23 protein-coding genes are annotated in these 20,723 nt (G+C 65.9%); 13 read left to right on the forward strand and 10 right to left on the reverse strand.

Features of this window, described 5'->3' with window-relative positions:
• Positions 1–86 precede the first annotated feature (86 nt).
• Genes J6595_RS14935 through J6595_RS14960 form a run of 6 tightly spaced genes read left to right on the forward strand, consistent with a single transcriptional unit; the run spans position 87 to position 4,900 of the window.
• The gene (locus J6595_RS14935) at positions 87–620 is read left to right on the forward strand and encodes a TRAP transporter small permease subunit (RefSeq protein WP_209595374.1); all 534 of its coding nucleotides are present in this window, start codon (positions 87–89) and stop codon (positions 618–620) included.
• A complete protein-coding gene (locus J6595_RS14940; protein WP_209595375.1) occupies positions 617–1,927 on the forward strand; it encodes a TRAP transporter large permease in 1,311 nt (436 codons plus the stop codon). The genes J6595_RS14935 and J6595_RS14940 overlap by 4 nt, the downstream gene beginning before the upstream one ends.
• A gap of 2 nt (positions 1,928–1,929) precedes the next feature.
• Positions 1,930–2,604 (forward strand): glutathione S-transferase N-terminal domain-containing protein, encoded by a 675-nt coding sequence (locus tag J6595_RS14945; RefSeq protein WP_245198466.1) that lies wholly within the window; start codon positions 1,930–1,932, stop codon positions 2,602–2,604.
• 4 nt (positions 2,605–2,608) lie between these two features.
• Positions 2,609–3,160, forward strand: coding sequence for a carboxymuconolactone decarboxylase family protein (locus J6595_RS14950; protein ID WP_209595376.1), 552 nt, complete (start codon positions 2,609–2,611; stop codon positions 3,158–3,160).
• 45 nt (positions 3,161–3,205) lie between these two features.
• A complete protein-coding gene (locus J6595_RS14955) occupies positions 3,206–4,081 on the forward strand; it encodes an amidohydrolase family protein (protein ID WP_209595377.1) in 876 nt (291 codons plus the stop codon).
• 18 nt (positions 4,082–4,099) lie between these two features.
• Positions 4,100–4,900: an SDR family NAD(P)-dependent oxidoreductase gene (locus tag J6595_RS14960; RefSeq protein ID WP_209595378.1), complete on the forward strand. Its 801-nt coding sequence runs from the start codon at positions 4,100–4,102 to the stop codon at positions 4,898–4,900.
• A gap of 54 nt (positions 4,901–4,954) precedes the next feature.
• Here J6595_RS14960 and J6595_RS14965 read toward each other — a convergent pair whose 3' ends face one another.
• Positions 4,955–7,648 carry a bifunctional acetate--CoA ligase family protein/GNAT family N-acetyltransferase gene (locus J6595_RS14965; protein ID WP_209595379.1) on the reverse strand — a complete coding sequence of 898 codons (2,694 nt, stop codon included), beginning with the start codon at positions 7,646–7,648 and terminating at the stop codon, positions 4,955–4,957.
• A gap of 266 nt (positions 7,649–7,914) precedes the next feature.
• Positions 7,915–8,076 carry a hypothetical protein gene (locus J6595_RS14970; RefSeq protein WP_209595380.1) on the reverse strand — a complete coding sequence of 54 codons (162 nt, stop codon included), beginning with the start codon at positions 8,074–8,076 and terminating at the stop codon, positions 7,915–7,917.
• A gap of 467 nt (positions 8,077–8,543) precedes the next feature.
• Between J6595_RS14970 and J6595_RS14975 the strand changes: the two genes are divergently transcribed.
• From J6595_RS14975 to J6595_RS15000, 6 genes are all read left to right on the forward strand, one after another.
• Positions 8,544–9,185, forward strand: coding sequence for a peroxiredoxin (locus J6595_RS14975; protein WP_342453211.1), 642 nt, complete (start codon positions 8,544–8,546; stop codon positions 9,183–9,185).
• Positions 9,182–9,628 (forward strand): ArsR/SmtB family transcription factor, encoded by a 447-nt coding sequence (locus tag J6595_RS14980; protein ID WP_209595381.1) that lies wholly within the window; start codon positions 9,182–9,184, stop codon positions 9,626–9,628. The genes J6595_RS14975 and J6595_RS14980 overlap by 4 nt, the downstream gene beginning before the upstream one ends.
• A gap of 119 nt (positions 9,629–9,747) precedes the next feature.
• On the forward strand, positions 9,748–10,614 hold the full coding sequence (locus J6595_RS14985) for an MBL fold metallo-hydrolase (RefSeq protein ID WP_209595382.1): 867 nt from the start codon (positions 9,748–9,750) through the stop codon (positions 10,612–10,614).
• A 116-nt stretch (positions 10,615–10,730) separates the two neighbouring features.
• On the forward strand, positions 10,731–11,147 hold the full coding sequence (locus J6595_RS14990) for a protein tyrosine phosphatase family protein (RefSeq protein WP_209595383.1): 417 nt from the start codon (positions 10,731–10,733) through the stop codon (positions 11,145–11,147).
• Between the two features lie 143 nt (positions 11,148–11,290).
• Positions 11,291–11,725 carry a YeeE/YedE family protein gene (locus J6595_RS14995; protein ID WP_209595384.1) on the forward strand — a complete coding sequence of 145 codons (435 nt, stop codon included), beginning with the start codon at positions 11,291–11,293 and terminating at the stop codon, positions 11,723–11,725.
• Between the two features lie 10 nt (positions 11,726–11,735).
• Positions 11,736–12,170 carry a DUF6691 family protein gene (locus J6595_RS15000; protein ID WP_209595385.1) on the forward strand — a complete coding sequence of 145 codons (435 nt, stop codon included), beginning with the start codon at positions 11,736–11,738 and terminating at the stop codon, positions 12,168–12,170.
• Positions 12,171–12,308: 138 nt separating this feature from the next.
• On the opposite strand, the gene J6595_RS15005 is transcribed toward J6595_RS15000, so the two are convergent.
• From J6595_RS15005 to J6595_RS15015, 3 genes are all read right to left on the reverse strand, one after another.
• Positions 12,309–13,619: an MmgE/PrpD family protein gene (locus J6595_RS15005; RefSeq protein WP_209595386.1), complete on the reverse strand. Its 1,311-nt coding sequence runs from the start codon at positions 13,617–13,619 to the stop codon at positions 12,309–12,311.
• On the reverse strand, positions 13,619–14,776 hold the full coding sequence (locus tag J6595_RS15010; protein WP_209595387.1) for an acyl-CoA dehydrogenase family protein: 1,158 nt from the start codon (positions 14,774–14,776) through the stop codon (positions 13,619–13,621). The genes J6595_RS15005 and J6595_RS15010 overlap by 1 nt, the downstream gene beginning before the upstream one ends.
• A 99-nt stretch (positions 14,777–14,875) precedes the next feature.
• Entirely contained in the window at positions 14,876–16,372 is a 1,497-nt protein-coding gene (locus J6595_RS15015; RefSeq protein WP_209595388.1) for a fumarate hydratase, read from the reverse strand.
• Between the two features lie 308 nt (positions 16,373–16,680).
• Here J6595_RS15015 and J6595_RS15020 point away from each other — a divergent pair, with 308 nt between their 5' ends.
• Complete coding sequence (locus J6595_RS15020) at positions 16,681–17,469, forward strand: HpcH/HpaI aldolase/citrate lyase family protein (RefSeq protein WP_209595389.1); 789 nt, start codon at positions 16,681–16,683, stop codon at positions 17,467–17,469.
• A gap of 14 nt (positions 17,470–17,483) precedes the next feature.
• Here the strand turns inward: J6595_RS15020 and J6595_RS15025 are convergent, their stop codons facing one another.
• The 5 genes from J6595_RS15025 to J6595_RS15045 all read right to left on the reverse strand — a co-directional run bounded on the left by J6595_RS15025 (position 17,484) and on the right by J6595_RS15045 (position 20,619).
• The gene (locus J6595_RS15025; protein WP_209595390.1) at positions 17,484–18,317 is read right to left on the reverse strand and encodes an HTD2 family dehydratase; all 834 of its coding nucleotides are present in this window, start codon (positions 18,315–18,317) and stop codon (positions 17,484–17,486) included.
• Complete coding sequence (locus J6595_RS15030) at positions 18,317–19,066, reverse strand: SDR family oxidoreductase (protein WP_209595391.1); 750 nt, start codon at positions 19,064–19,066, stop codon at positions 18,317–18,319. Before J6595_RS15030 ends, J6595_RS15025 begins: the two co-directional genes overlap by 1 nt.
• 10 nt (positions 19,067–19,076) lie before the next feature.
• Positions 19,077–19,229 (reverse strand): hypothetical protein, encoded by a 153-nt coding sequence (locus tag J6595_RS15035; RefSeq protein ID WP_209595392.1) that lies wholly within the window; start codon positions 19,227–19,229, stop codon positions 19,077–19,079.
• Positions 19,230–19,376: 147 nt separating this feature from the next.
• Positions 19,377–19,667 (reverse strand): hypothetical protein, encoded by a 291-nt coding sequence (locus J6595_RS15040; RefSeq protein ID WP_209595393.1) that lies wholly within the window; start codon positions 19,665–19,667, stop codon positions 19,377–19,379.
• A 1-nt stretch (position 19,668) separates the two neighbouring features.
• A complete protein-coding gene (locus J6595_RS15045; protein WP_209595394.1) occupies positions 19,669–20,619 on the reverse strand; it encodes a LysR substrate-binding domain-containing protein in 951 nt (316 codons plus the stop codon).
• Between the last annotated feature and the right edge of the window lie 104 nt (positions 20,620–20,723).

Genomic DNA, 20,723 nt, shown 5'->3' on the forward strand with positions numbered 1-20,723 from the left:
CCATAAAGAGCGGCCGCGCCAAGGTCTGCCGGTCGCTCACCCTTCCCACTTTCCCAATCTCTTGCCTCGAAAGAGAGGTCCTGGTCATGTCCGCACTGCAACGCGTGCGCACGGGATTTGGCGCGCTGCTTTATGGCTGCGGCCTCGTCGCCGGCATCATCACCTTCCTCGTCATGTGTCTGGTGGTTGCGAACGCCTTGTCGCGTTTCATCCTCAACGCGCCGATCGCCGGCACGCTGGAAATCACCGAGTCGGCCTTGCCGTTGTTGATCTTTCTGTCCCTGGCTCTCACGCAATACGAGGGCGGACACATTCACGTGGTGCTTGTCACCCAGCATTTCGGCAAGCGCAGCCAGAACGTTGCGACCTTCCTCGCCATGGTACTCGGCGCGATCTTCTTTGCCTGGTGCGCCTATGCTGCCTTCGGCTTTGCCATGAAATCCTTCGCGATGAACGAACAGGAATGGGGCTCGATCCGGTTTCCGATCTGGCCGGTCAAGTTCGTCATTCTCTTCGGCCTGGCGCTGCTCGCCATCCAGTTCGCCCTCGACGCGCTCGCCGTCGCCTTCGGGCTGGAACTCGCCGACACGGATCTCGAAGCGGTGGAGCTTGACCGATGAGCGGCATTACGATCGGGCTCGTGGGGGTCGCCTGCCTGTTCGCGACGATCCTGCTCGGCGTCAACGTCATGGTCGCCCTCGGCTTCGTCGGCGCGGTCGGCCTTGCGGCGCTCGTCGGATTTCACGCTGCGACCGCCATGCTCTCGACGGTGTTTTTCGACACCACCCACTCCTTCCACTTCAGCGTGATCCCGCTGTTTCTGCTGATGGGCTTTTTCGCGATGCGCGCCGGCCTCGGCGAGGATCTGTTCGAGGCGACGACCAAGTGGCTGGGCAATCTGAAGGGCGGCCTTGCGATCTCGACGACGATCGGCGCCGCCGCATTTGGTGCCGCTTCCGGCTCCAGCGTCGGCACGGCGACTGTGTTCACCAAGCTGGCCCTGCCGCAGATGCTCGATCGCGGCTACGACAAGTCGCTCGCCTCCGCCTCGATCGCAATCGCCGGCACGCTGGCGGTGATGATCCCGCCGAGTTCGCTCGTCGTCGTCTACGGCATCCTGACCGATTCCTCGATCGGCGGCCTGCTCGTCGCCGGCGTCATACCGGGCTTGATCTTCGCCGTTCTACTTTGCGTGGCCACTTATCTGACGGTGTTGCGCCGGCCCGAGCTCGCCCCGGTCACCCCCGTCTCCGCGACCTTTCGCGAGAAAATCGTCTCGTTGCGCCTTGCCGGCCCCCTCGTCCTCGTCATCATCTGCATCGTCAGCGGTCTTTACTACGGCGTCTTCACGCCCACCGAGGCCGGTGCGATCGGCGCCGCCTTCACCTTTGTCCTGGCGATTCTGCGCCAGCGCGGCTTGAAGGGCGTCGAACTCAAGGCGACGTTGCTCGACACCATTCGCACCTCCGCGATGATCTTCGGCATCATCATCGCGGCCCTCGTCTTTTCCAAGTTCCTCGCTCTCAGCGGCCTAGCCAACGCCATAGGCGGTTACCTGACCACCCTCGACGTCAATCGCTGGATCGTCGTCCTCCTGATCGCGCTCATCTATCTGGCGCTCGGCATGATGATGGATGCTCCGGCGCTGCTGGCCATCACCCTGCCGATCACCCATCCAGTGATGATGAAGCTCGGCTTCGATCCGATCTGGTTCGGCGTGTTCGTCGTGCTGCTCGTGGAGATCGGAGCCGTGACCCCGCCGGTCGGGATCAACTGCTTCGTCGTCCAGGCCTCATCGGGCGGTCGCGTCAAGCTCGAGGACGTCTTCAAAGGCCTGATTCCCTATGTCCTTGCCGGCTTCGTCATGCTGATCGTGCTCTGCGTGTTCCCGCAGCTGGCGCTGTTCCTGCCTCAATCGATGAAGTGACGATGCAAGCCCCCCTCTCCTCGCCCCAGTCACCAACGAGCCAGGAAATCGCCGCGGCAGCGTCCGGACGGATGATCATGCGCACCACGCTGACATCGCCATTCGGCCGCAAGGCCCGGATCGCCGCCGACGTTCTCGAGCTTTCCGGCCGGATCGACATTGTCCCGGCCGACACCCGCGACGAGAGCGACGATCTGCGCGAGATGAATCCGCTCGGCAAGATGCCCTGCCTCGTCCTTACCGACGGCACGACGCTCTACGACAGCCGGGTCATACTCGACTATTTCGACGCCTTGTCCGGCGGCGGCCGCCTCTTGCCGCCCGGCGGCCTTCCCAGGCATGTCGCAATGACCCGCGCAACGCTGGCCGACGGGATCGCCGATGCGGCGCTTCTGATGGTCTATGAGGGACGTTTTCGCGAGCCCCATCAAGCCTCCGACGTCTGGATGTCGCACCAGCGCGGCAAGATTTCGCGAGGGCTCGCCGCCTTCGCGGCCGACCTGCCGAACCCTGAGGTCACGGATGTCGTGTCGATCTCGCTGGCCTGTGCCCTCGGCTATCTCGACTGGCGGCAGCCCTACGACTGGCGAGAACCATTCCCGCGGATCGCCGCCTGGCTCGAGGCCTTCGCTGCCGCCGAGCCCGCTTTTGCCGCCACCCAACGCCCCGGAGCCTGACGCCATGGCCCGCATCTCACCGCCCGATCCGCAAACCATGACTGCGCGCCAGCGCGAGGTGCACGACGCCATCGCATCCGGCCCGCGTGGCAAGGTGCGCGGTCCGCTTGCGGTCTGGCTGCACAGACCTGAACTGGCCGACGCCGCCCAGGCGCTCGGCCGCTACTGCCGCTACGACACGCTGCTGGAGCCGCGCCTTTCGGAACTCGCAATCCTGACAATTGCCCGCATCTGGGGCTCGGAGTTCGAATGGTGGGCGCATAAGCCCATCGGGCTCAAGGCGGGCCTTTCCGAGGCCGTCGTCGAGACCATCCGTACCAATGGCGAGCCGGTATTCGAACGCGCGGACGAGGCGATCGTCCACGAATTCACCCGTGCCGTCCATACCGAGCGGAAGGTCTCCGATGATCTGTACGCCAGGGCAGTGAGCGTGCTCGGTGAGGAAGCGGTCGTCGATCTGGCCGGCATCCTCGGCTACTACGCGCTGATCTCCCTTACCATCAACGTCTTCGACGTCGACGTTCCAGACCCGGACGCGCCGCGCGAGCTCGTCTGAGCAGCACCGGCGCTTCGTCCGCAGCCCCGAGAGAAAGGCGCACTCATGAATTCGGCCTCGATCACCTTCGATCCCGCCCCGAGCCAGCCCGCCCTCGTCCTGCCCGAGGGGGCGACGGACACCCATTGCCACGTCTTCGGCCCGACCGATCGGTTTGCCTTCGCTGAAGGCGCCAAATTCCGGCCGGGCGACGCTCCCAAGGAGACCCTGTTCGCCCTGCATGACCGGATCGGCATCGATCGCTGCGTGGTCGTGCAGTCCGGCTGCCACGGCTTCGACAATTCCGTAACGCTCGATGCGATGCTGGCTCGGCCAGGGCGCTATCTCGGCGTCGCTCTCTTGCCTCGTGATGTCAGCGATGCCGAGCTGCAGCGCCATGCGGGTCTCGGCTTCCGGGCGGTGCGCTTCAACTACATGGCGCATCTGGCGGCCGAGCTGCCGATCGGGGAAATCCCCGCCTTCGCCTCCCGGCTTGCCGGTTTCGGCCTGCATCTTCAGTTGCACATGGAAAGTGGCCTGATCGCCGAGATGGCACCTGCCATTGCGTCCAGCCCGGTGCCGGTCGTCATCGACCACATGGGCCGGATCGACGCCTCCGAGGGCCGCGACCAGAAGGCCTTCGCCGCGCTCATGAAGCTGTTGGAACACGATCATGTCTGGGTGAAGGTCTCGGGCTGCGAGCGCGCCTCGCGCCAAGATGCGCCCTATGCGGACGCGGTGCCCTTCGCTGCCCGGCTGGTCGAGACCTATCCCGACCGGGTTCTGTGGGGCACCGACTGGCCGCATCCCAATTTCCGCGTCGATACCCCGCCGGACGACGGCGTCCTCGTCGATCTGCTGAGCGGCATCGCTCCGACGCCGGCGCTCCTTCAGGCGCTTCTCGTTGACAATCCGATGCGGCTCTACCGCTTCGAGGCCTGAATTTGATGGAGTGCAACAATGGCCGGACGTCTTGAAGGCAAGGTCGCTGTAATCACCGGCGCCGGCTGTGTCGGTCCCGGCTGGGGCAATGGCCGCGCGGCCTGCGTCCGCTTTGCAGAGGAGGGCGCGAAGATCTTCGCCGTCGACCTTAAGGCCGACACGATGGCGGAGACGATCGAGCGGACCCGCGCTGTCGGCGGCGAGATCGAGAGCCATCTCTGCGACGTCACCGATGGCGACGCGGTCGCGTCGATGGTCGCCGCCTGCGTTGCGCGCTTCGGCACCGTCGATATCCTCGTCAACAATGTCGGCGGCTCGGCCAAGGGAGGCCCCGCCGAGATGAGCGAAGAGGTCTGGGACAGGCAGGTCGATTTCAATCTGAAAAGCGTGTTCCTCACCTGCAAGTCCGTCCTGCCGATCATGGCGGACAAGGGCAACGGTGCGATCGTCAACACCTCCTCCACGTCGGGCATGCGCTGGACGGGAGCGGCCCAGTCCGCCTATGCCGCGACGAAGGCTGCCGTCATCCAGTTCTCCCGGGTGGTTGCGGTCGAATATGCGGCAAGGGGCGTCAGGGTGAACACCGTCGTGCCCGGCCAGCTGCACACGCCGATGGTTGAGGCCAGGCTCGCCGGCCAGCGTGCAGGCGGCGACGTCGATGCGCTCCTGAGGCAGCGCCTTGCGCGCATACCGCTCGGCTTCATGGGCGACGGCCGCGACACAGCGAACGCCGCGCTGTTCCTCGCCTCTAATGAGGCCCGCTTCATCACCGGCACCGAGATCGTCGTCGATGGGGGCATGACGGCGCGCTGCGATTGACGGCTGTGGACGAAGAGACGGTGGGTTGAGCGTCGCCTGTCAGTCCTGCAGGGTTCAGCCTTCGTCCGGCAGCCTGTCGAGTTCGATGATGATATGGGCGACGTCCTGGTCGGCGCTGGCGGCCGAGTGAAAACCGAGGTCGCGCGCCATTTTCAGCATGGTCGAGTTCTCCTGCAGGACCTCGCCGGAGATGCGCTTCAGCCCGCGCTTGCGGCCATAGCCGAGGATCGCGGTCATCAAGCGGTAGCCGAGCCCCTTGCCCTTCATGTCCGAGCGCACGAGGACGGCGAACTCGGCGGTCTCGTTTTCCGGATCGGCCACCAGCCTGACGACGCCGTAGATCGGCCCTTCGCCGTGGCCGCTCTGCGGCTCGACGGCGACGAAGGCCATTTCGCGGTCGTAGTCGATCTGCGAAAAGCGCGCCGCCGTCTGGTGGGGCAGCGCCTTGATCAGCCCCATGAAACGCAGGCGCAGATCGTCGGGGGTGCATTTCAGCACCATCTCGGCAAGCGCGTTCTCGTCCTCCGGCCGGATCGGCCGCAGGAGAAAGCGGGTCTCGTCACGAAGCGTGACGACCTTGCCGAGCTCGCCCGGATAGGGTCGGATCGCCGGCCCGGTCTGCTTGGCGCCCGGTTCTGCCAGGGCGATGCGAGCATCGAGAGCGATGACGCCCTCGCCATCGGCCAGGAGCGGGTTGATGTCCAGTTCGCCGACCTCGGGCAAAAGGACCGAGAGCTCCGCCAGCCGGACCAGCACATCCGTCAAGGCTTCCATCGGCACGGCGGGAACGTCCCGGAAGCCGGAGAGCAGCCGCGAGACGGCGGTGTCCTCGACCATTCTTCGGGCGAGCACCGAGTTCAGTGGGGGCAGGCCGATGGCGCGATCGCCGATCACCTCCGTCGCCTTGCCGCCCTGACCGAAAAGGATCACCGGACCGAAGGTCGCATCGCGGGCAATGCCGGCGATCAGCTCCTGCGCGTCGGGGCGCGTCACCATCGGCTGGACGGTGAAGCCGGCGATCTCGGCGTCCGGCAAGGCGGCCGACATGTCCCGCGTCATTACTGCCACGGCCTCGCCCATCTCGGCGCCCGAGCCGATGTTCAGCCGCACGCCGCCGACATCGGATTTGTGGACGACCTGCGGCGAGACGACCTTGAGAACCGCCGGCCCGCCGATCGCTGAAAATTCGTCCGCAGCCGCCTCGGCCGACGTCACGAAGACGGTGGGGACGATCGGAATGCCGAACAGTGCCAGCACCGCCTTGGCTTCCCATTCGCTGAGGCTCGCCCGGCCCTCGCCGGCCGCTTTCTGGAGGATCTGCCGCGCCTCGGCGACCGCTGCGGGCGCGATGGTCACGCCGGCGGATGGCGTTTCCAGCAAAAGTTCCTGATTGCGGCGATATTCCACCAATTGGGTGAAGGCGCGAATCGCGTCGTCGGGGCTTTCGAAGGTCGGGATCTTTTCCTGCGAGAAGAAGCTGCGAACGGGCGCTGCCGCGGAGCCGCCGAGCCAGCTGGTCAGAACCGGGATGCGGCGCTGGCGCTTGTGCGCGTTTGCCACTGCGCGCCCCGCCTCCATGCCGTCGGCAACGGCGGTCGGACAGTTGAGGACGAGAACCGCGTCGCTGTCCCGGTCCGCCATCAGAATGTCGAGCGCCGCGCCATAGCGCTCGCCGGTCGCGTCGCCGATGATGTCGACGGGATTGCCCCGCGACCAGATCGGCGGCAGCACGGCGTCGAGCGCGCTGCGCGTCGCCTCGCTCATCGCCGCCAGATGGCCGCCATGAGCGTCCAGCGCATCGACGGCGAGGACCCCCGCTCCGCCGCCATTGGTCAGGATGGTCAGCCGCTCGCCGCGAATTCGCACGCCTGTCGCAAGCGTCGCGGCCGCCTCGAACAGCTCCTCGATCGTGTTGACCCTGAGAACGCCCGCGCGCTTGAACGCTGCATCGTAGACGATGTCCGACCCGGCAAGCGCGCCGGTATGGGAGAGCGCCGCCCGCGCCCCGTCGGCGCTGCGGCCGGACTTGATGACGAGAACGGGTTTTGCCCGCGCCGCGATGCGCGCGGCCGACATGAATTTCTTGGCAAAGGTGACGTTCTCCACATAAAGGAGGATCGATCGCGTTGCCCTGTCCGTGGACAGGAAATCCAGGAGATCGCCGAAATCGGCGTCGCCCATGTCGCCGAGGGAGACGACGTGGGAAAAGCCGATACCGCGCGCGTCGGCCCAGTCGAGAACGGCGGTGACGATCGCGCCCGACTGGCTGACGAGGGCGATGTCGCCGGCCTTCGGCGTCAGATGGGCAAAGCTTGCATTGATGCCGGCTGGCGTCGAGATCAGGCCGAGGCAGTTCGGCCCGACGATCCGCATCAGATGCGGACGCGCGGCGTCGAGCACATGCTGGCGCAGCGTCTTTCCGCCCAAGACTTCGCCGAGCCCGGCCGAGATCACTACGGCGGCGCGGCAGCCGGCCTCGGCCAGCTCTTTGACGATCCCCGGCACGCTCGGCGCCGGCGTGACGATCACCGCCAGATCCGGCACCTGCGGCAGCGCTGCGATGGAAGGATAGCACGGCCGGCCGAGGATCTGCCGGTGATGAGCGTTCACCGGCATGACCGGGCCGGAAAAGCCCGCCGAAAGCAGGTTGCGCGCAACGACGCTGCCGACCGTATGCGGCTCGTTGCTGGCGCCGACGAGCGCGATCGAACGCGGAGCAAAGAGTGCATCGAAATTGCGGGTCGTCATGGCGGGGCCTTTCGGGCTCACGACGGACTGAAACGTCGAGACAGCGTTCCTTCGTCAGAAATAAGGAACTGGTTGAAATTCCTGCGGGCGCTCCGAGCGAGAAATATATTCCCTGCATTTCAGGCACAAAAAAAACCTCGCACGGACGATCGTCCGATGCGAGGCAATCCGATACGCGGCTACCATGCGCGAAGCTCAGCCGTCGCCCCTGACGCAGCCTTGCGCCGGGCACGGTGCTGGCTCAGGCGGCAAAAGCCGCACGAAACTCAGACGATGTGATCGAAGGAGCGCGGGTTGATCCCGAGCGCGCGAAGCGAACGCTCCGGCGGACGGCGCCCGGCATCGATGGCGGACGCGCATTCGCGCGCGGCGCTCAGTTGGCCGAAAAAGCGATCGATGCGTTCGACTATGCGGCTCGCGCGTTTCATGGGTCGTCTCCTGATGCGACGTTTGCAACATGTGCTGTTGCGCCTGATCTAGGCCATGTTGCAGTGCAAAAGAAGCGACGATCGGGCTTGCCTGCCATGCGTTCGACGCAGTTCAAGACCGCACCCTTCGCAAGCTGGCCTCAGGGAGAAGTCGATCAGGCAGGATCGCGCCCTTGCCTCGGACCGGGATTGCTACGCGTCCTGACGCGACAATCACGCCGCCTGGTAAGGGCGCGATCGGGCTTCACAGGCCCCCGACGCATTGTCGTCATTCTCGCGACGCGAGACCGGCGCGGCCCGCACATCATCACGAGCATCAAGCGGAGTAGCGAACGGCAGGGCCGATGTGCCGGCCGGACGTTCACGAAGGCGACCGACTGCCGCGCTCATAATCGCATGAATATACGTTTTCATATATTGATTGCGAAGGACGATTGCGTATTCTTGATATCGTGATAGGAGGGCCCGTGACCAATCTCGATACACCAGCCTCGACGCCGCCCCGGATCGGCGACCCCGCGCCCGACTTTTCCTGCCGCTCCACCCGTGGCGAGATCAGGCTCTCGGAGTTTCGCGGCCGCTGGCTGGTGTTCTTTTCGCACCCGGCGGACTTTACGCCGGTCTGCACCTCCGAATTCGTGGCTTTCGCGAAGGCGGCGGGCGATTTCGATGCGATGGGCTGCGAGCTTCTCGGCCTTTCGGTCGATAGCCTGTTCTCACATCTCGCCTGGATACGGGCGATCGAGGAGAGGTTCGCGCTGAAAGTTCCGTTCGCGCTGTGTGAGGATCCGTCGATGGCGGTCGCCCGCGCCTATGGAATGCTCGATGCCGCCTCCGGCTCGAGTGCGACCGTGCGAGGGCTGTACGTCATCGATCCGGCCGGCACGGTGCGGATGGCGTCCTTCTACCCGATGTCGACCGGTCGCAGCGTCGCCGAGGTTTTGCGCACCGTCCAGGCGCTGCAGCTTTCCGATGCCCGCGCGATCGCGACCCCGGAAGGCTGGCAGCCGGGCGACGCGGTCATCGACCTTGCCGACATGACGCGCGACGACGACGCCGGCGTCTCCAACTGGCTCTATCGAACCCGGATGCTGGAGGCTCTGCCATGAGCGGCCGCAACGGCGCCGAGACGGCGGCCGGTTTCGGCCAGGCTGAGGTCATCGAGGAGGCCGTGTCGCTTCTCAAGCGCCTTGGCCACCCCGCGCGGCTTCTCATCGTCTGCCGCCTCGTCGAGGGGGAAATGTCGGTGGCCGAGATGGAGGAGCAGATGGGGCTCAAGCAGCCGTCGCTCTCCCAGCAGCTCGGCGAATTGCGCAATGCCGGGATCATCTCGCCGCGCCGCGAGGCGAAGAACGTCTTCTACCGGCTTGCCGATCACAAGGCCGAAAAGCTGGTCGAACTCCTCCATGCGCTGTTCTGCCCGAACGGGGCCCCCGCAGCCTTCGGACAAGCCGACCTGTCTATGCCCGCCAATCTCGCACCGCAGCTCGGCGCGGCGGTCTTTGCCAGAACCGGCATCACGGCGCAGCCGGGCACGCCGGAGGATCCCTGATCACCGCCCCTGCCAGAGCAACCGGCGCGTCCTTCAGTCTGGTCGCGCCCGCCATGAAATCATCGACGCGTGGTTCGACTGAAACCACTGCAACAACCTGCCAGTCCCAGGAGGACATCATGACCGCACATCCCGACGTCACGACGTTTTTCGACACCGTGTCCAACACCTTTTCCTATGTGGTCAAGGACCCGGCGAGCGACGCCTGCGCCATCGTCGACAGCGTGCTCGACTTCGACTACGCCTCCGGCAAGGTCTCCTACAAATCCGCCGACGAAATCGTCGCTCATGTCAGCAAGCACGGCCTCAACGTCGAGTGGCTGATCGAGACCCACGTTCATGCCGACCACCTCTCGGCCGCTCCCTATCTGCAGGAAAAGGTCGGCGGAAAGATCGGCATCGGAGAACAGATCACCGCCGTTCAGGAGACCTTCGGGAAGGTGTTCAACGAGGGCACCGAGTTCCAGCGCGACGGCTCGCAGTTCGACCGGCTGTTTGCGGACGGCGCGACGTTCTCGATCGGCGCGATGCAGGCTCTCGCCATCTCGACGCCCGGTCACACGCCGGCCTGCATGACCTATGTGATCGGTGATGCCGCCTTTGTCGGCGACACGCTGTTCATGCCGGATGGCGGTACCGCGCGCGCCGACTTTCCCGGCGGGGACGCCCGCCAGCTCTATCGTTCGATCAAACGGGTTCTGGCGCTCCCGGCCGAAACGCGGCTGTTCATGTGCCACGATTACGGGCCGAACGGCCGCGACATCCTGAACGAGACGACGGTGGCCGACCAGATCGCCCACAATATCCACGTCCATGAGGGCGTGAGCGAAGAGGAATTCGTCCAGATGCGCACGGCGCGCGACGCGACGCTGGCCATGCCGAAACTGATCATTCCCTCGCTCCAGGTCAACATGAAGGCCGGCGCGCTGCCCGACCCCGAGGCGAACGGACAGCGCTATCTCAGGGTGCCGATCAACGGTCTCTGAGCGCCGCGAGAGCTGGCTTTCCGGCGGCCAAGTGGAGCGGTCCGGCTGCGAGGCCGGCGCTTCACGCATCGTCCTCGCATGACATCCAGGTTTGGAAGAACGGGAGAATAACGGCCATGAACGCAAAGCCACTCACCGATCAGCTGTCTGTCCGCGATCAGGTTGAGCCCGGCGAGATCGCCGGGCTGAAGGCCGAAGGGTTTCGCGCGATCATCGTCAATCGGCCGGACGGCGAAGGCCCCGGCCAGCCGAGCTTTGCCGAGATCGAGCAGGCGGCGAAAGCGGCCGGCATGGAAGCCCGATACATCCCCGCCGTGATCGGCCAGATCACCGAGGCGGATGTCGCGGCATTCTCCGCTGCAATGGAAGAATTGCCGAAGCCGGTCGCGGCCTTCTGCAAGTCCGGTCTGCGCTCGACGACGCTTTGGGCGCTGAGCGAGGCGGGCAAGAGGCCGGTCCCCGACATTCTCCAAAGAGCCAGGTCGGCCGGCTACGACCTCTCCGGCATCGCCGAACGCCTGGCCAAGGGCTGAACGACGCAGGCTAGTGGCCTGACGTTTCGACTGGACAGCCGCCGCATCGCAGGCGTCGGCATCGCGATGGTCCGTGCCCGTGGCGCCAGATGCCATCGCCTCTGCCAGATCCGCGCTCGTCGCCTCCATGGGGAATAACCGACATGCCCATCGAGATCGCCACACCCTTCACCCCGATCGCCTCCACCATCGGCGGCATCATGATCGGCCTTTCCGCCGTCCTCGTCATGGCGCTGTTCGGCCGGATCGCCGGCATTTCGGGCATCACCACCGGCGCTTTGCCGATGCGCCGCGACGACTGGTCCTGGCGGTTCGCCTTCGTCGCCGGGCTGATCGCAGCGCCGCTGCTCGTTCAGGCGGTGACCGGCTCGCCCGTCGTCCAGACCGTTCCCGGCAATCTCGCCGCGATGGCTCTTGCCGGCCTTTTCGTCGGCTTCGGCACCGTCAAGGGAGCCGGCTGCACCAGCGGCCACGGCGTCTGCGGCCTCGCCCGGCTGTCGGGACGCTCGCTGGCGGCCGTCACCATCTTCATGGCCACGGCTTTCGCAACGGTCTTCATCCTGCGCCACATCCTCTGAGGGGGCTTACATGGGCATTGTCTTCGGATTTCTCGCAGGGCTGCTCTTCGGCGTAGGGCTGATCGTCGCCGGCATGTCCGATCCGGCCAAAGTTCTCAATTTCCTCGACGTCTTCGGCAGCTTCGACCCGAGCCTCGCCTTCGTCATGGGCGGCGCGGCAATCACCACCTTTGTCGGCTATCGCCTTGTCTGGCTGCGCGAAAAGCCGCTCTTGTTCTCCGATTTCCAGATCCCCCGTCGCAGCGACATCGATAGCGACCTCGTCATCGGCGCTGCGGCCTTCGGCGTCGGCTGGGGCATCGGCGGGTTCTGCCCGGGGCCCGCCTGGACGGCGCTTCCCCTCTCCGCCCCCGGCACGCTGGTCTTCCTGCCGGCGATGCTGGCCGGCATGGCGCTCGCAACCGTTATGAAGGACCGTAAGACCGGGCTCGCCTCAAGTTCCTGACGTCGGGAACGGCGATTTCCCTTCACCAGCGTAATCCCCACTCCGCCTCGCCACCCTGGCGATCATGCTCGCGATCGACAGGCGCGGACGGGACGGTCGCTGCGCGGTGGCCGCCAAGATGCGGCGTGCCTTATCGTCTCACCTCGCAAGGTTGCCTGCAAATGTCTCGACGCTGGCGTCTCCGCTGGCCAGGCCGCAAACGGCCTGCCACAAGGCGCTGGAGGCTTGCGCGCCGAGAAGCGTCGCGGATTTCGCCCTGAGCCGCTTCTCGATCTGAGCCGGGCCGATCGCCCCGAGGAGGTCGTGGCCGGCCGACAGCCTTGCGCCGTCGCGGGTCTCGACGATGACGCGGGACGCGGTGTCGGTAAGCGACGGGTCGGCCTCGACCTCCACACGGTCGCGAAGCGCGACGAGATCGGGCCTTCGGCACGTTCGTGCGTCGTAGACCGCGAGATCGGCCGTATCCATGCCGCAGATCGCCATGGCGGCGACAAGCCGGTAGCTGAATTTCGCCTCGAGGCCGGTTTGAGGCTCTCGCTTGTTGCAGACGGCGAACCAGCGCGGATTGGTCAAGATCGTCACGCGCTCGACCGCTTGCGGCTCCAGCCCCGCCTGCCGGATTTCGCGCAGGGCTTCCAGCATCGCATGCAGCCCGTGGCAGCAGGCATGGAACTTGTAGGAGACGCCCGGAAACACCCAGTCCCGCCCCATTTGGTCGAAGGCCTCAATCCTGTCGGAGCCGGCATGGGTCGGGCCGAAACCCTGAGCGTCCTCGAAGGCTTGCGGGTTGGAGATGACGCCATGGCGGGCGAGAAGCGCGCAGGTGACGCCGACCTCGGCGGCAAAGCCCGCATTGAGGGGTTTTGCCATGGTCCCGAACTGACTTTTCAGGCCCGCCGCCCGAGTTGTCGCCAATCCAAGAGCGGAGGTCATGGCTCCCGCATCGAGGCCAAGGAGGCGCCCGGCCGCCGCCGTAGCGCCAAAGGCGCCGGCGGTGCCCGTCTGGTGGAAGCCGGCTTCGTAATGCGAGCGGCCGAGCCAGTCGCCGACCCGGCAGGAGAGTTCGAGACCGTGGGTCAAGGCTTCCAGAAACTCGCTGCCGGAGGCTCCCTCCGCCTCGGCGACGGCGAGTGCCGCCGAGGCGACGACGACGCTCGGATGGCCGATATGGAGGAAATGCGTGTCGTCATAGTCGAGGGCATGGCTGGTCGCGCCATTGGCGAGCGCCGCGGCGCTTGGATGGGCCCTGCCACCGCCGAAGAGGGTGGCGCCATCGCCCGACCGCACCCCCACGGCCAAGGCCCTTGCGGCCTTCGAGACCGGTTCGTCGCGCCCGGCAAGACCCACCGTCGCCCAGTCGAAAAGCGACAGCTCGGCGAAGCGACGGGCCTCGGCGCTTGCGGGCTCCTTCGACAGGGCAAATTCCGCAAGCTCGCCGGCGAGCGACATCAGTAGCTCCTCGGCATGCCGAGAACGTGCTCGGCGAGGTAGGAGAGGATGAGGTTGGTCGAGATCGGCGCGACCTGATAGAGCCGCGTCTCGCGGAACTTGCGCTCGACGTCGTATTCCTCGGCAAAGCCGAAGCCGCCATGGGTCTGGACGCAGGCCTCGGCCGCCTCCCAGCTGGCTTCGGCCGCCAGCATCTTCGCCATGTTCGCCTCGGCGCCGGGGTTCTCGCCGGCCTCGTAGAGCCGGATCGCCTCGTGCAGCATCAGCTCGGCGGCCCGCATGCGGGCATAGGCCTTGGCGATCGGGAACTGGATCCCCTGGTTCTGGCCGATCGGCCGGCCGAAGACGACGCGCTCCGTGGCGTAGGCGGAGGCCTTGTCGATGAACCATTTGGCGTCGCCGATACATTCGGCCGCGATTAGGATCCGCTCGGCATTCATGCCCGAGAGGATATAGCGAAAACCCTTGCCCTCCTCGCCGATCATGTTGGCCGCCGGCACCGGCACCTCGTCGAAGAACAGCTCCGTCGTCGCGTGGTTCATCATGGTGCGGATCGGCCGGATCGTGAGGCCGTTCTCTTTCGCCGCCACCATATCGACCAGGAAGACCGAGAGCCCTTGCGTGTTCTTCTCGACCTTGTCGAGCGGCGTCGTGCGGCAGAGAAGGATCATCAGATCGGAATGCTCCGAGCGCGAGATCCAGATCTTCTGGCCGTTGACGATGAAATCATCGCCCTCGCGCCGGGCCGTCGTGCGCAGCGAGCCGGTGTCGGTGCCGCTGGTCGGCTCGGTCACACCAAACGACTGGAGCCTCAGCGTGCCTTCGGCGATCTTGGGCAGATAGGCCTGCTTCTGCGCCTCGGAGCCGTGCCGCAAAAGCGTGCCCATCGTATACATCTGGGCATGGCAGGCGCCGGCATTGCCGCCCTGGCGGTGGATTTCCTCGAGGATCACCGCAGCCGCCGACAGGGGCAGTCCCGAGCCGCCATATTCTTCCGGGATCAGCGCCGACAGAAAGCCGGCCTCGGTCAGCGCCTTCACGAACTCCGTCGGATAGGCGCGTTTCTCGTCGAGCTCTCGCCAGTAGCTTCCGGGGAAATCCTGGCAGAGGCGGCCAACGGCCTCGCGGATTTCGTCGTGGGTCTCGATCGTGGTCATGGCTGTCTCCCGTGCTTTGGCGTCTTTGTACCGGTCCAGATCCGATCGAAGCAGGGCGCGAATTGAATGCAGCCCATAGACCTGCGCTATGGCTCGCCTTTACGCGCTCTTGCGCCAGAGCTTCGGCCCGCTTTCGTGGATGGAGTTGCCCCTGGTGTCGACGGCGAGCGTCACCGGCATGTCTTCGACCCTCAAACGATAGATCGCCTCCATGCCGAGGTCCTGCCAGGCGACGGGTTCGGCCTCGCGGATCGCCTTGGAGACGAGGAACGCCGCGCCGCCGACGGCGATCATGTAGACGGCGCCGTGATCGGCGATGGCGGAGATCGCCTCCGGCCCGCGCTCGGCCTTGCCGATCATCACCTTCAGGCCGGTTTCGGCCAGCACCTGTCGGGTGAACTTGTCCAAGCGGGTCGAGGTCGTGGGTCCGGCCGGGCCGATCACCTCGTCGCCGACGGGATCGACCGGCCCGACATAGTAGATCGCCCGTCCCTTCAGATCGACGGGCAGGCTCTCGCCCTTGTCCAGCGTTTCCACCATGCGTTTGTGGGCGGCATCGCGGCCGGTATAGAGCGTGCCGGAAAGAAGCAGCGTCTCGCCGGGGGTGAGCGCCGCCAGCGTCGTCTCGTCGAGCGCGTCGAGGTCGATCCGCTTCACCGAGGCGCTGGAATTGTCGAGAACGATCTCCGGCCAGAGCGAAAGATCCGGCGGATCGAAGGTCGCGGCCCCCGATCCGTCGAGGACGAAATGGACGTGGCGGGTGGCCGCGCAATTGGGGATCAGCGCGACCGGCAGCGACGCGGCGTGGGTCGGGAAATGCCGGAGCTTGACGTCGAGCACCGTGGTCAGGCCGCCGAGGCCCTGGGCGCCGATGCCGAGCGCGTTGACGCGCTCGTAGATTTCCAGCCGCAGTTCCTCGGCGCGGTCGCGCGGGCCCCGCTCCAGAAGATCGAAGATGTCGATCGGATCGTTCAGCGACATCTTGGCGAGCGCCATCGCCTTGTCGACGCTGCCGCCGACGCCGATGCCGAGCATGCCCGGCGGGCACCAGCCGGCGCCGAGGCCGGAGACGGTCTCGACCACCCAGTCGGCGACCGAGGCCGACGGATTGAGGACGGCGAACTTCGTCTTGTTCTCCGAGCCGCCGCCCTTGGCCGAGACGACGACGTCAACCGTGTCGCCCGCCACCATCTCGACATGGACCATGCCGGGGGCGTTGTCGCCGGTGTTCCTGCGATCGCCGAACGGATCGCGGACCACCGAGGCGCGCAAGGGATTGGTGTCGAGACGATAGGCCCGGCGCACCGCCTCGTCGACGATCTCCTGCAGCGGCCGCCTCCAGCCGATTTTCGCCTCGCAGCCGATCTTGAAGAAGACGTTGGCGACGCCGGTATCCTGGCAGATCGGACGCTGGCCCATGGCGCACATGCGCGAGTTGGTCAGAATCTGACCGATGGCGTTCTTCGCGCCCGGCGACTGTTCGCGCTCATAGGCCGTCGTCATCGCCCGGATGAAATCCTCCGGGTGGTAACAGGCGACGAATTGCAGCGCGTCGGCGATGCTGTCGACGACATGGTCTTCGGTGATCGCAGCCATGAAACCTCCCTGACTTCGGCAACCCTCGGCGGCAATGGCACGCGGCGAGCCCTGCGTTCAGACTGGAATGGTTCTTACTCCCCAGACCGCGACAGGCAAAGACGGCGCCCATAGGCCTTGCCTCGAGCAGGCTTCCACTTGCGCGACGAACACCGGCAAAAATTGCCCTGAAACGATAGGTTGGGTCTATCCATCCCATCCTGCGACAACGCATTTCGATCGTCCCGGCGCTTCGCTATGAGGATTGTTGTCAAAGACCGGTCGTTCTTTCGCGACCAGATCTCAGCCAGACCCCGGAGGGCCCCGCCATGAGAGACCTTGCCGCCGCCCGCAGCTTCCTCTTCGTGCCCGCGACACGGCCCGAGCGGATCGAAAAGGCCAAGGCCAGCGGCGCCGACGCCGTCATCGTCGATCTCGAGGACGCCGTTGCGCCGCAGGAAAAGGCCGCGGCACGCGAGACGCTGCAAGCGGCGCTCGTAGAGGACGCTGGCATTCTTCTGCGCATCAACGCCGCCGGCACGAAGTGGCACGACGAGGACCTGGCCCTTCTCGCCCATCCCGGCATCTCCGGCGTCGTGCTGGCCAAGGCCGAGCGCGCCGAAGACATCGAAAAACTGGGCAAACCGGTCGTCGCGCTGATCGAGACGGCGCGCGGCCTTGCCAATGCGCGGCCGATCGCGGCGGCCAGAGGAACCCGCCGTCTCGCCTTCGGCACGATCGACTTCATGGCCGATCTCGGCCTGCCCGAGGACGGCGCGGCGATGGCGATCTACCGTGCCGAACTCGCCCTCGCCTCCCGCCTCGCCGGCATCGGGCCGCCGATCGACGGGGTCACGACCGCGATCGACGACGACGCGCTGATCGCAGAGGAAACCCGCCGGGCGCTCGCCTTCGGCTTCGGGGCGAGACTCGCCATTCACCCGAGGCAGATCGGCCCGATCCACGACGCGCTCCGCCCCACCGACGCCGAGATCGCCCGCGCCCGGCGGATCGTCGAGGCGGCAGAGACGTCCGATGGCGGCGCCATCCGTCTCGACGGGGCGATGGTCGACGCTCCTGTGGTGTTGCAGGCCCGCGCGGTTCTGGCCCGGGCCTGAGACTTTCGCCGGAATCAGCCGAGCGTCAGCGTCGCCTTCATCGAGGTCACGCGGTCGGAGCGTTCGACCCGGCCTTCCCGGCTCGCCCCTTCGGTCTCGAAACCGAGGCGGATGGGCGTCGTGTCGAACACCGGTGCGAGCGCCCGATAGGCAAAGCGAAGCGGCTGTCCTGTCGCGATCCCGGCACTTTCGATCATCGTGTCGCAGAGCTTCGTCGCCATCAGGGGCCCGTGCACGACGAGGCCCGGATAGCCCTCGACCTTTCGGCAGAAATCACGATCCCAGTGGATGCGGTGACCGTTGTGGGTCAGGGCCGAATAGAAGAACAGCTCCATGTCCGGATGGACGACATAGCCGTCCGGCACGGGGTCGTCCGCCTCGCGCAATGCTGCATCGGGCAGACCGCGATCACGATAGACGACGGTCTGGATCTCGTCGATGGCGGTCTCGCCGCCTTGCGAAATCCTGTGTTCGACCGTGACGAAGCAGAGATCGCCGGTCTTGCCCGTCTTGAAGTTGACGGCGGTGATCGTCGATCTGCGCGTCGCGGCAACGCCGAGCTGCAACGGCCGCCGAACCGTCACGTCGCCCGCCGCCCACATGCGCCGGTGAAACGGCGCCGGCGGCAGGAAGAGGCCGAGCTTTTCGTGGCCGTCCTCTCCCGCATCGACGATCGGATAGCCGTGGTTGAAATAGGCCCAGTGCCATGTCGGCGGCAGCCCTTCCTCTGGCACAGACCGCCGAAGCAGTGTCGCGAGCTTCGTCGCCGTTTCAGGCGCCATCTCGTCGGTGACGGAGCGCTCGCGGCCGACATAGGCCTCGCATTCGGCCTTGATTGCGGCGTCCATCAGATCGTCCGCCCGCCGTCGACTTCGAGGATGACGCCGGTCAGGTACTCCGCTTCGTCACTGGCGAGGAACGCCGCAGCATTCGCGACGTCGCGGGGCTCCGACAGGCGGCCGAGCGGGATCGTCGCGATGAAGCGCTCGCGATTTTCCGGCGTGTCGGGCATGCCCATGAAGTTCTCCAGCAGCGCCGTCGCGCCCATCACCGGCGCAAGGCCGCAGACGCGGATCCTGTCCGGCGCAAGTTCGACCGCGAGCGAGCGGGTCATCAGGTTGGCCGCGCCCTTGGAGGAGTTGTACCACGTCAGCCCCGGACGCGGGCGAATGCCGGCGGTGGAGCCGACATTGATCATGACGCCGCCGCCGGAAGCACGCCAGCGGGGAACGATCGCCTTGGTCATGTGGAAGATCGACATGACGTTGACGTCATAGAGTTTCCTCATCGTCGCTTCGTCGGTCTCCATCAACGGAGCATTCTTGTTCGACCAGCCGGCATTGTTGACGATCACGTCGACGCCGCCGAACTCAGCCTCCATCTTCGCGATCGCCGTCTCGATCTGTTCTGCGCTGGTGACGTCGCAGGTGATGGCGACCGCGCCTTTGCCGATTTTTGACGCGACAGTCTTGGCGCCCTCGCCGTTCATGTCGACGACGGCGACCTTTGCGCCTTCCGCCATGAACTTTTCGGCAATGCCCCTGCCGAAGCCGGAGGCAGCGCCCGTGACGAGACAGCGTTTTCCTTCGAGCCGCATGACGACCTCCTTATCCGTGATTGTGGACGATCGTCTTGATCGTCGAGACTTCGAGCAGGGCCTCGAAGCCGACCTCCAGCTCGGCCGGCTTGTCACCATTCTGAGGCCCGGGCGGCATCGCTTGGGCGGCGAAGAGCGCGGCGCGATTACGGTGTCCTGCCATGTCGAATTTCCTCCCATCACAAGGATCACCCCTGCCCGCAGCCCTTCCTCCCAGGGCCGCGGGACGATACTGGCGGAGCCTACAGAGCGGGGCGGACCTTGAGAAATAGCGATTTTGGACCCGCGCCCATAGATCAGGCTTATTGCTTCAGCGAATGGCGATCGGATTGATGATCATCTGCACGGCGCCGCGCAGCCGCGCCTGACCCAGCACGCAGAAACATTCGTTCACGTCATCCGCCGGGAGTTCGCGGGTTTCCATGTTTTCCAGGATGTCGATGCCGTGCTCGGGCTGAAGAATCGGGTGGACCTTCAAGGCCGCCCCTCTTCCTCGGCCGGAACCACCTCCATGCCGCAGATATCGGCACCCGAAGCGCCAACACTGGCGCCACGGATGCACCGTCGGGAACATGTCCAACAGGCCGGGCGGCAGGTCCACTTTAGTCTTCGGTTTGCCCGGTCGGAAACTCCGCCTGCCAGATGCCGCGTCCCACGAGATCCTCGATCACCTGCCGGCAATAGGTCTCGATCGCCCGGGTCGCGGCGGTGGCGCGGGACTTGCCGGAGCGCACCAGATAGACCGGCCGGCGCATGCACGGCTCGATGATCTGGCTGCCGAGAAGCCAGCCCATCTCGACATGATCGTGGACCGCCGCCGGCGACAGGATGGTGTGGCCGCTGCCGCGGGCGACGAGCGCCTTGATCTGCTGCAGGGAGTCCATCTCAGTGACGACCCGTGGCTCCAGCCGCGCGGCCTTGGCCACGCGGTCGATCAGCGTCCTGAGGCCATGGCGGCGCGAGGGCAAAACGAGATCGAGGCGCATCACGTCGCGAAGCGCCACCGGCTCTCCCGGCGGCGTCTCGAACGGCCAGTCGTCCGGGGCGGCGTAGAACCACAGATCCTCCATCAGGATCAGTTCCGAGGTGCAGTCGCCGATGCCCTCCTGGTCGTAGAGAAGCGCCAGATCGATGTCGCCGGACTTCACCCACTCCTTGATATGGCCGCTCATCGCCTCGGTGGCGCAGAAATGCACCCTCGGCATCTCGACCCGAACGGTCTCGGCAAGCGGGATCGACAGCGCCATCGAGACGGAGGCCGGCAGGCCGAAATCGACGCGGCCGGACGGTTCGGAGGAGATCGCGCGCACATCCTCTTCCGCTTGCCGCAGGAGTTCGGCGATCCGGCAGGCATGTACGTAGAGGAGCTGGCCAGCCTCGGTCGGCGAGACACCGCGGGCGGTGCGGGTCAGGAGTTCCGAGCCGAGACGCTCTTCGAGATTGCGCGTCTGCTGGGAGAGCGAGGGCTGGGCGACGCCCAGCGCCCGCGCCGCCGCGCTCATCGAACCGCTTTCGACGATCTGGCGGAAATAGGCGAGCTGGCGCGAATCCATGGATACTCCGCGGAGATAGGGTCTTCCTATTGGTAGATGCCGCGAAAGCTATTTGTACAGGCCCCGTCGCATTCGGCATCTTCGCGGCGAATGCGAGAGGATGT

The sequence above is a fragment of the Jiella mangrovi genome (genome assembly GCF_017815135.1).
Taxonomy (GTDB): Bacteria; Pseudomonadota; Alphaproteobacteria; order Rhizobiales; family Rhizobiaceae; genus Jiella; species Jiella mangrovi.

Coding starts and splice junctions, on each gene's coding strand:
- J6595_RS14935 (WP_209595374.1), top strand. CDS start 87: ATGTCCGCACTGCAACGCGTGCGCACGGGATTTGGCGCGCTGCTTTAT.
- J6595_RS14940 (WP_209595375.1), top strand. CDS start 617: ATGAGCGGCATTACGATCGGGCTCGTGGGGGTCGCCTGCCTGTTCGCG.
- J6595_RS14945 (WP_245198466.1), top strand. CDS start 1,930: ATGCAAGCCCCCCTCTCCTCGCCCCAGTCACCAACGAGCCAGGAAATC.
- J6595_RS14950 (WP_209595376.1), top strand. CDS start 2,609: ATGGCCCGCATCTCACCGCCCGATCCGCAAACCATGACTGCGCGCCAG.
- J6595_RS14955 (WP_209595377.1), top strand. CDS start 3,206: ATGAATTCGGCCTCGATCACCTTCGATCCCGCCCCGAGCCAGCCCGCC.
- J6595_RS14960 (WP_209595378.1), top strand. CDS start 4,100: ATGGCCGGACGTCTTGAAGGCAAGGTCGCTGTAATCACCGGCGCCGGC.
- J6595_RS14965 (WP_209595379.1), bottom strand. CDS start 7,648: ATGACGACCCGCAATTTCGATGCACTCTTTGCTCCGCGTTCGATCGCG.
- J6595_RS14970 (WP_209595380.1), bottom strand. CDS start 8,076: ATGAAACGCGCGAGCCGCATAGTCGAACGCATCGATCGCTTTTTCGGC.
- J6595_RS14980 (WP_209595381.1), top strand. CDS start 9,182: ATGAGCGGCCGCAACGGCGCCGAGACGGCGGCCGGTTTCGGCCAGGCT.
- J6595_RS14985 (WP_209595382.1), top strand. CDS start 9,748: ATGACCGCACATCCCGACGTCACGACGTTTTTCGACACCGTGTCCAAC.
- J6595_RS14990 (WP_209595383.1), top strand. CDS start 10,731: ATGAACGCAAAGCCACTCACCGATCAGCTGTCTGTCCGCGATCAGGTT.
- J6595_RS14995 (WP_209595384.1), top strand. CDS start 11,291: ATGCCCATCGAGATCGCCACACCCTTCACCCCGATCGCCTCCACCATC.
- J6595_RS15000 (WP_209595385.1), top strand. CDS start 11,736: ATGGGCATTGTCTTCGGATTTCTCGCAGGGCTGCTCTTCGGCGTAGGG.
- J6595_RS15005 (WP_209595386.1), bottom strand. CDS start 13,619: ATGTCGCTCGCCGGCGAGCTTGCGGAATTTGCCCTGTCGAAGGAGCCC.
- J6595_RS15010 (WP_209595387.1), bottom strand. CDS start 14,776: ATGACCACGATCGAGACCCACGACGAAATCCGCGAGGCCGTTGGCCGC.
- J6595_RS15015 (WP_209595388.1), bottom strand. CDS start 16,372: ATGGCTGCGATCACCGAAGACCATGTCGTCGACAGCATCGCCGACGCG.
- J6595_RS15020 (WP_209595389.1), top strand. CDS start 16,681: ATGAGAGACCTTGCCGCCGCCCGCAGCTTCCTCTTCGTGCCCGCGACA.
- J6595_RS15025 (WP_209595390.1), bottom strand. CDS start 18,317: ATGGACGCCGCAATCAAGGCCGAATGCGAGGCCTATGTCGGCCGCGAG.
- J6595_RS15030 (WP_209595391.1), bottom strand. CDS start 19,066: ATGCGGCTCGAAGGAAAACGCTGTCTCGTCACGGGCGCTGCCTCCGGC.
- J6595_RS15035 (WP_209595392.1), bottom strand. CDS start 19,229: ATGGCAGGACACCGTAATCGCGCCGCGCTCTTCGCCGCCCAAGCGATG.
- J6595_RS15045 (WP_209595394.1), bottom strand. CDS start 20,619: ATGGATTCGCGCCAGCTCGCCTATTTCCGCCAGATCGTCGAAAGCGGT.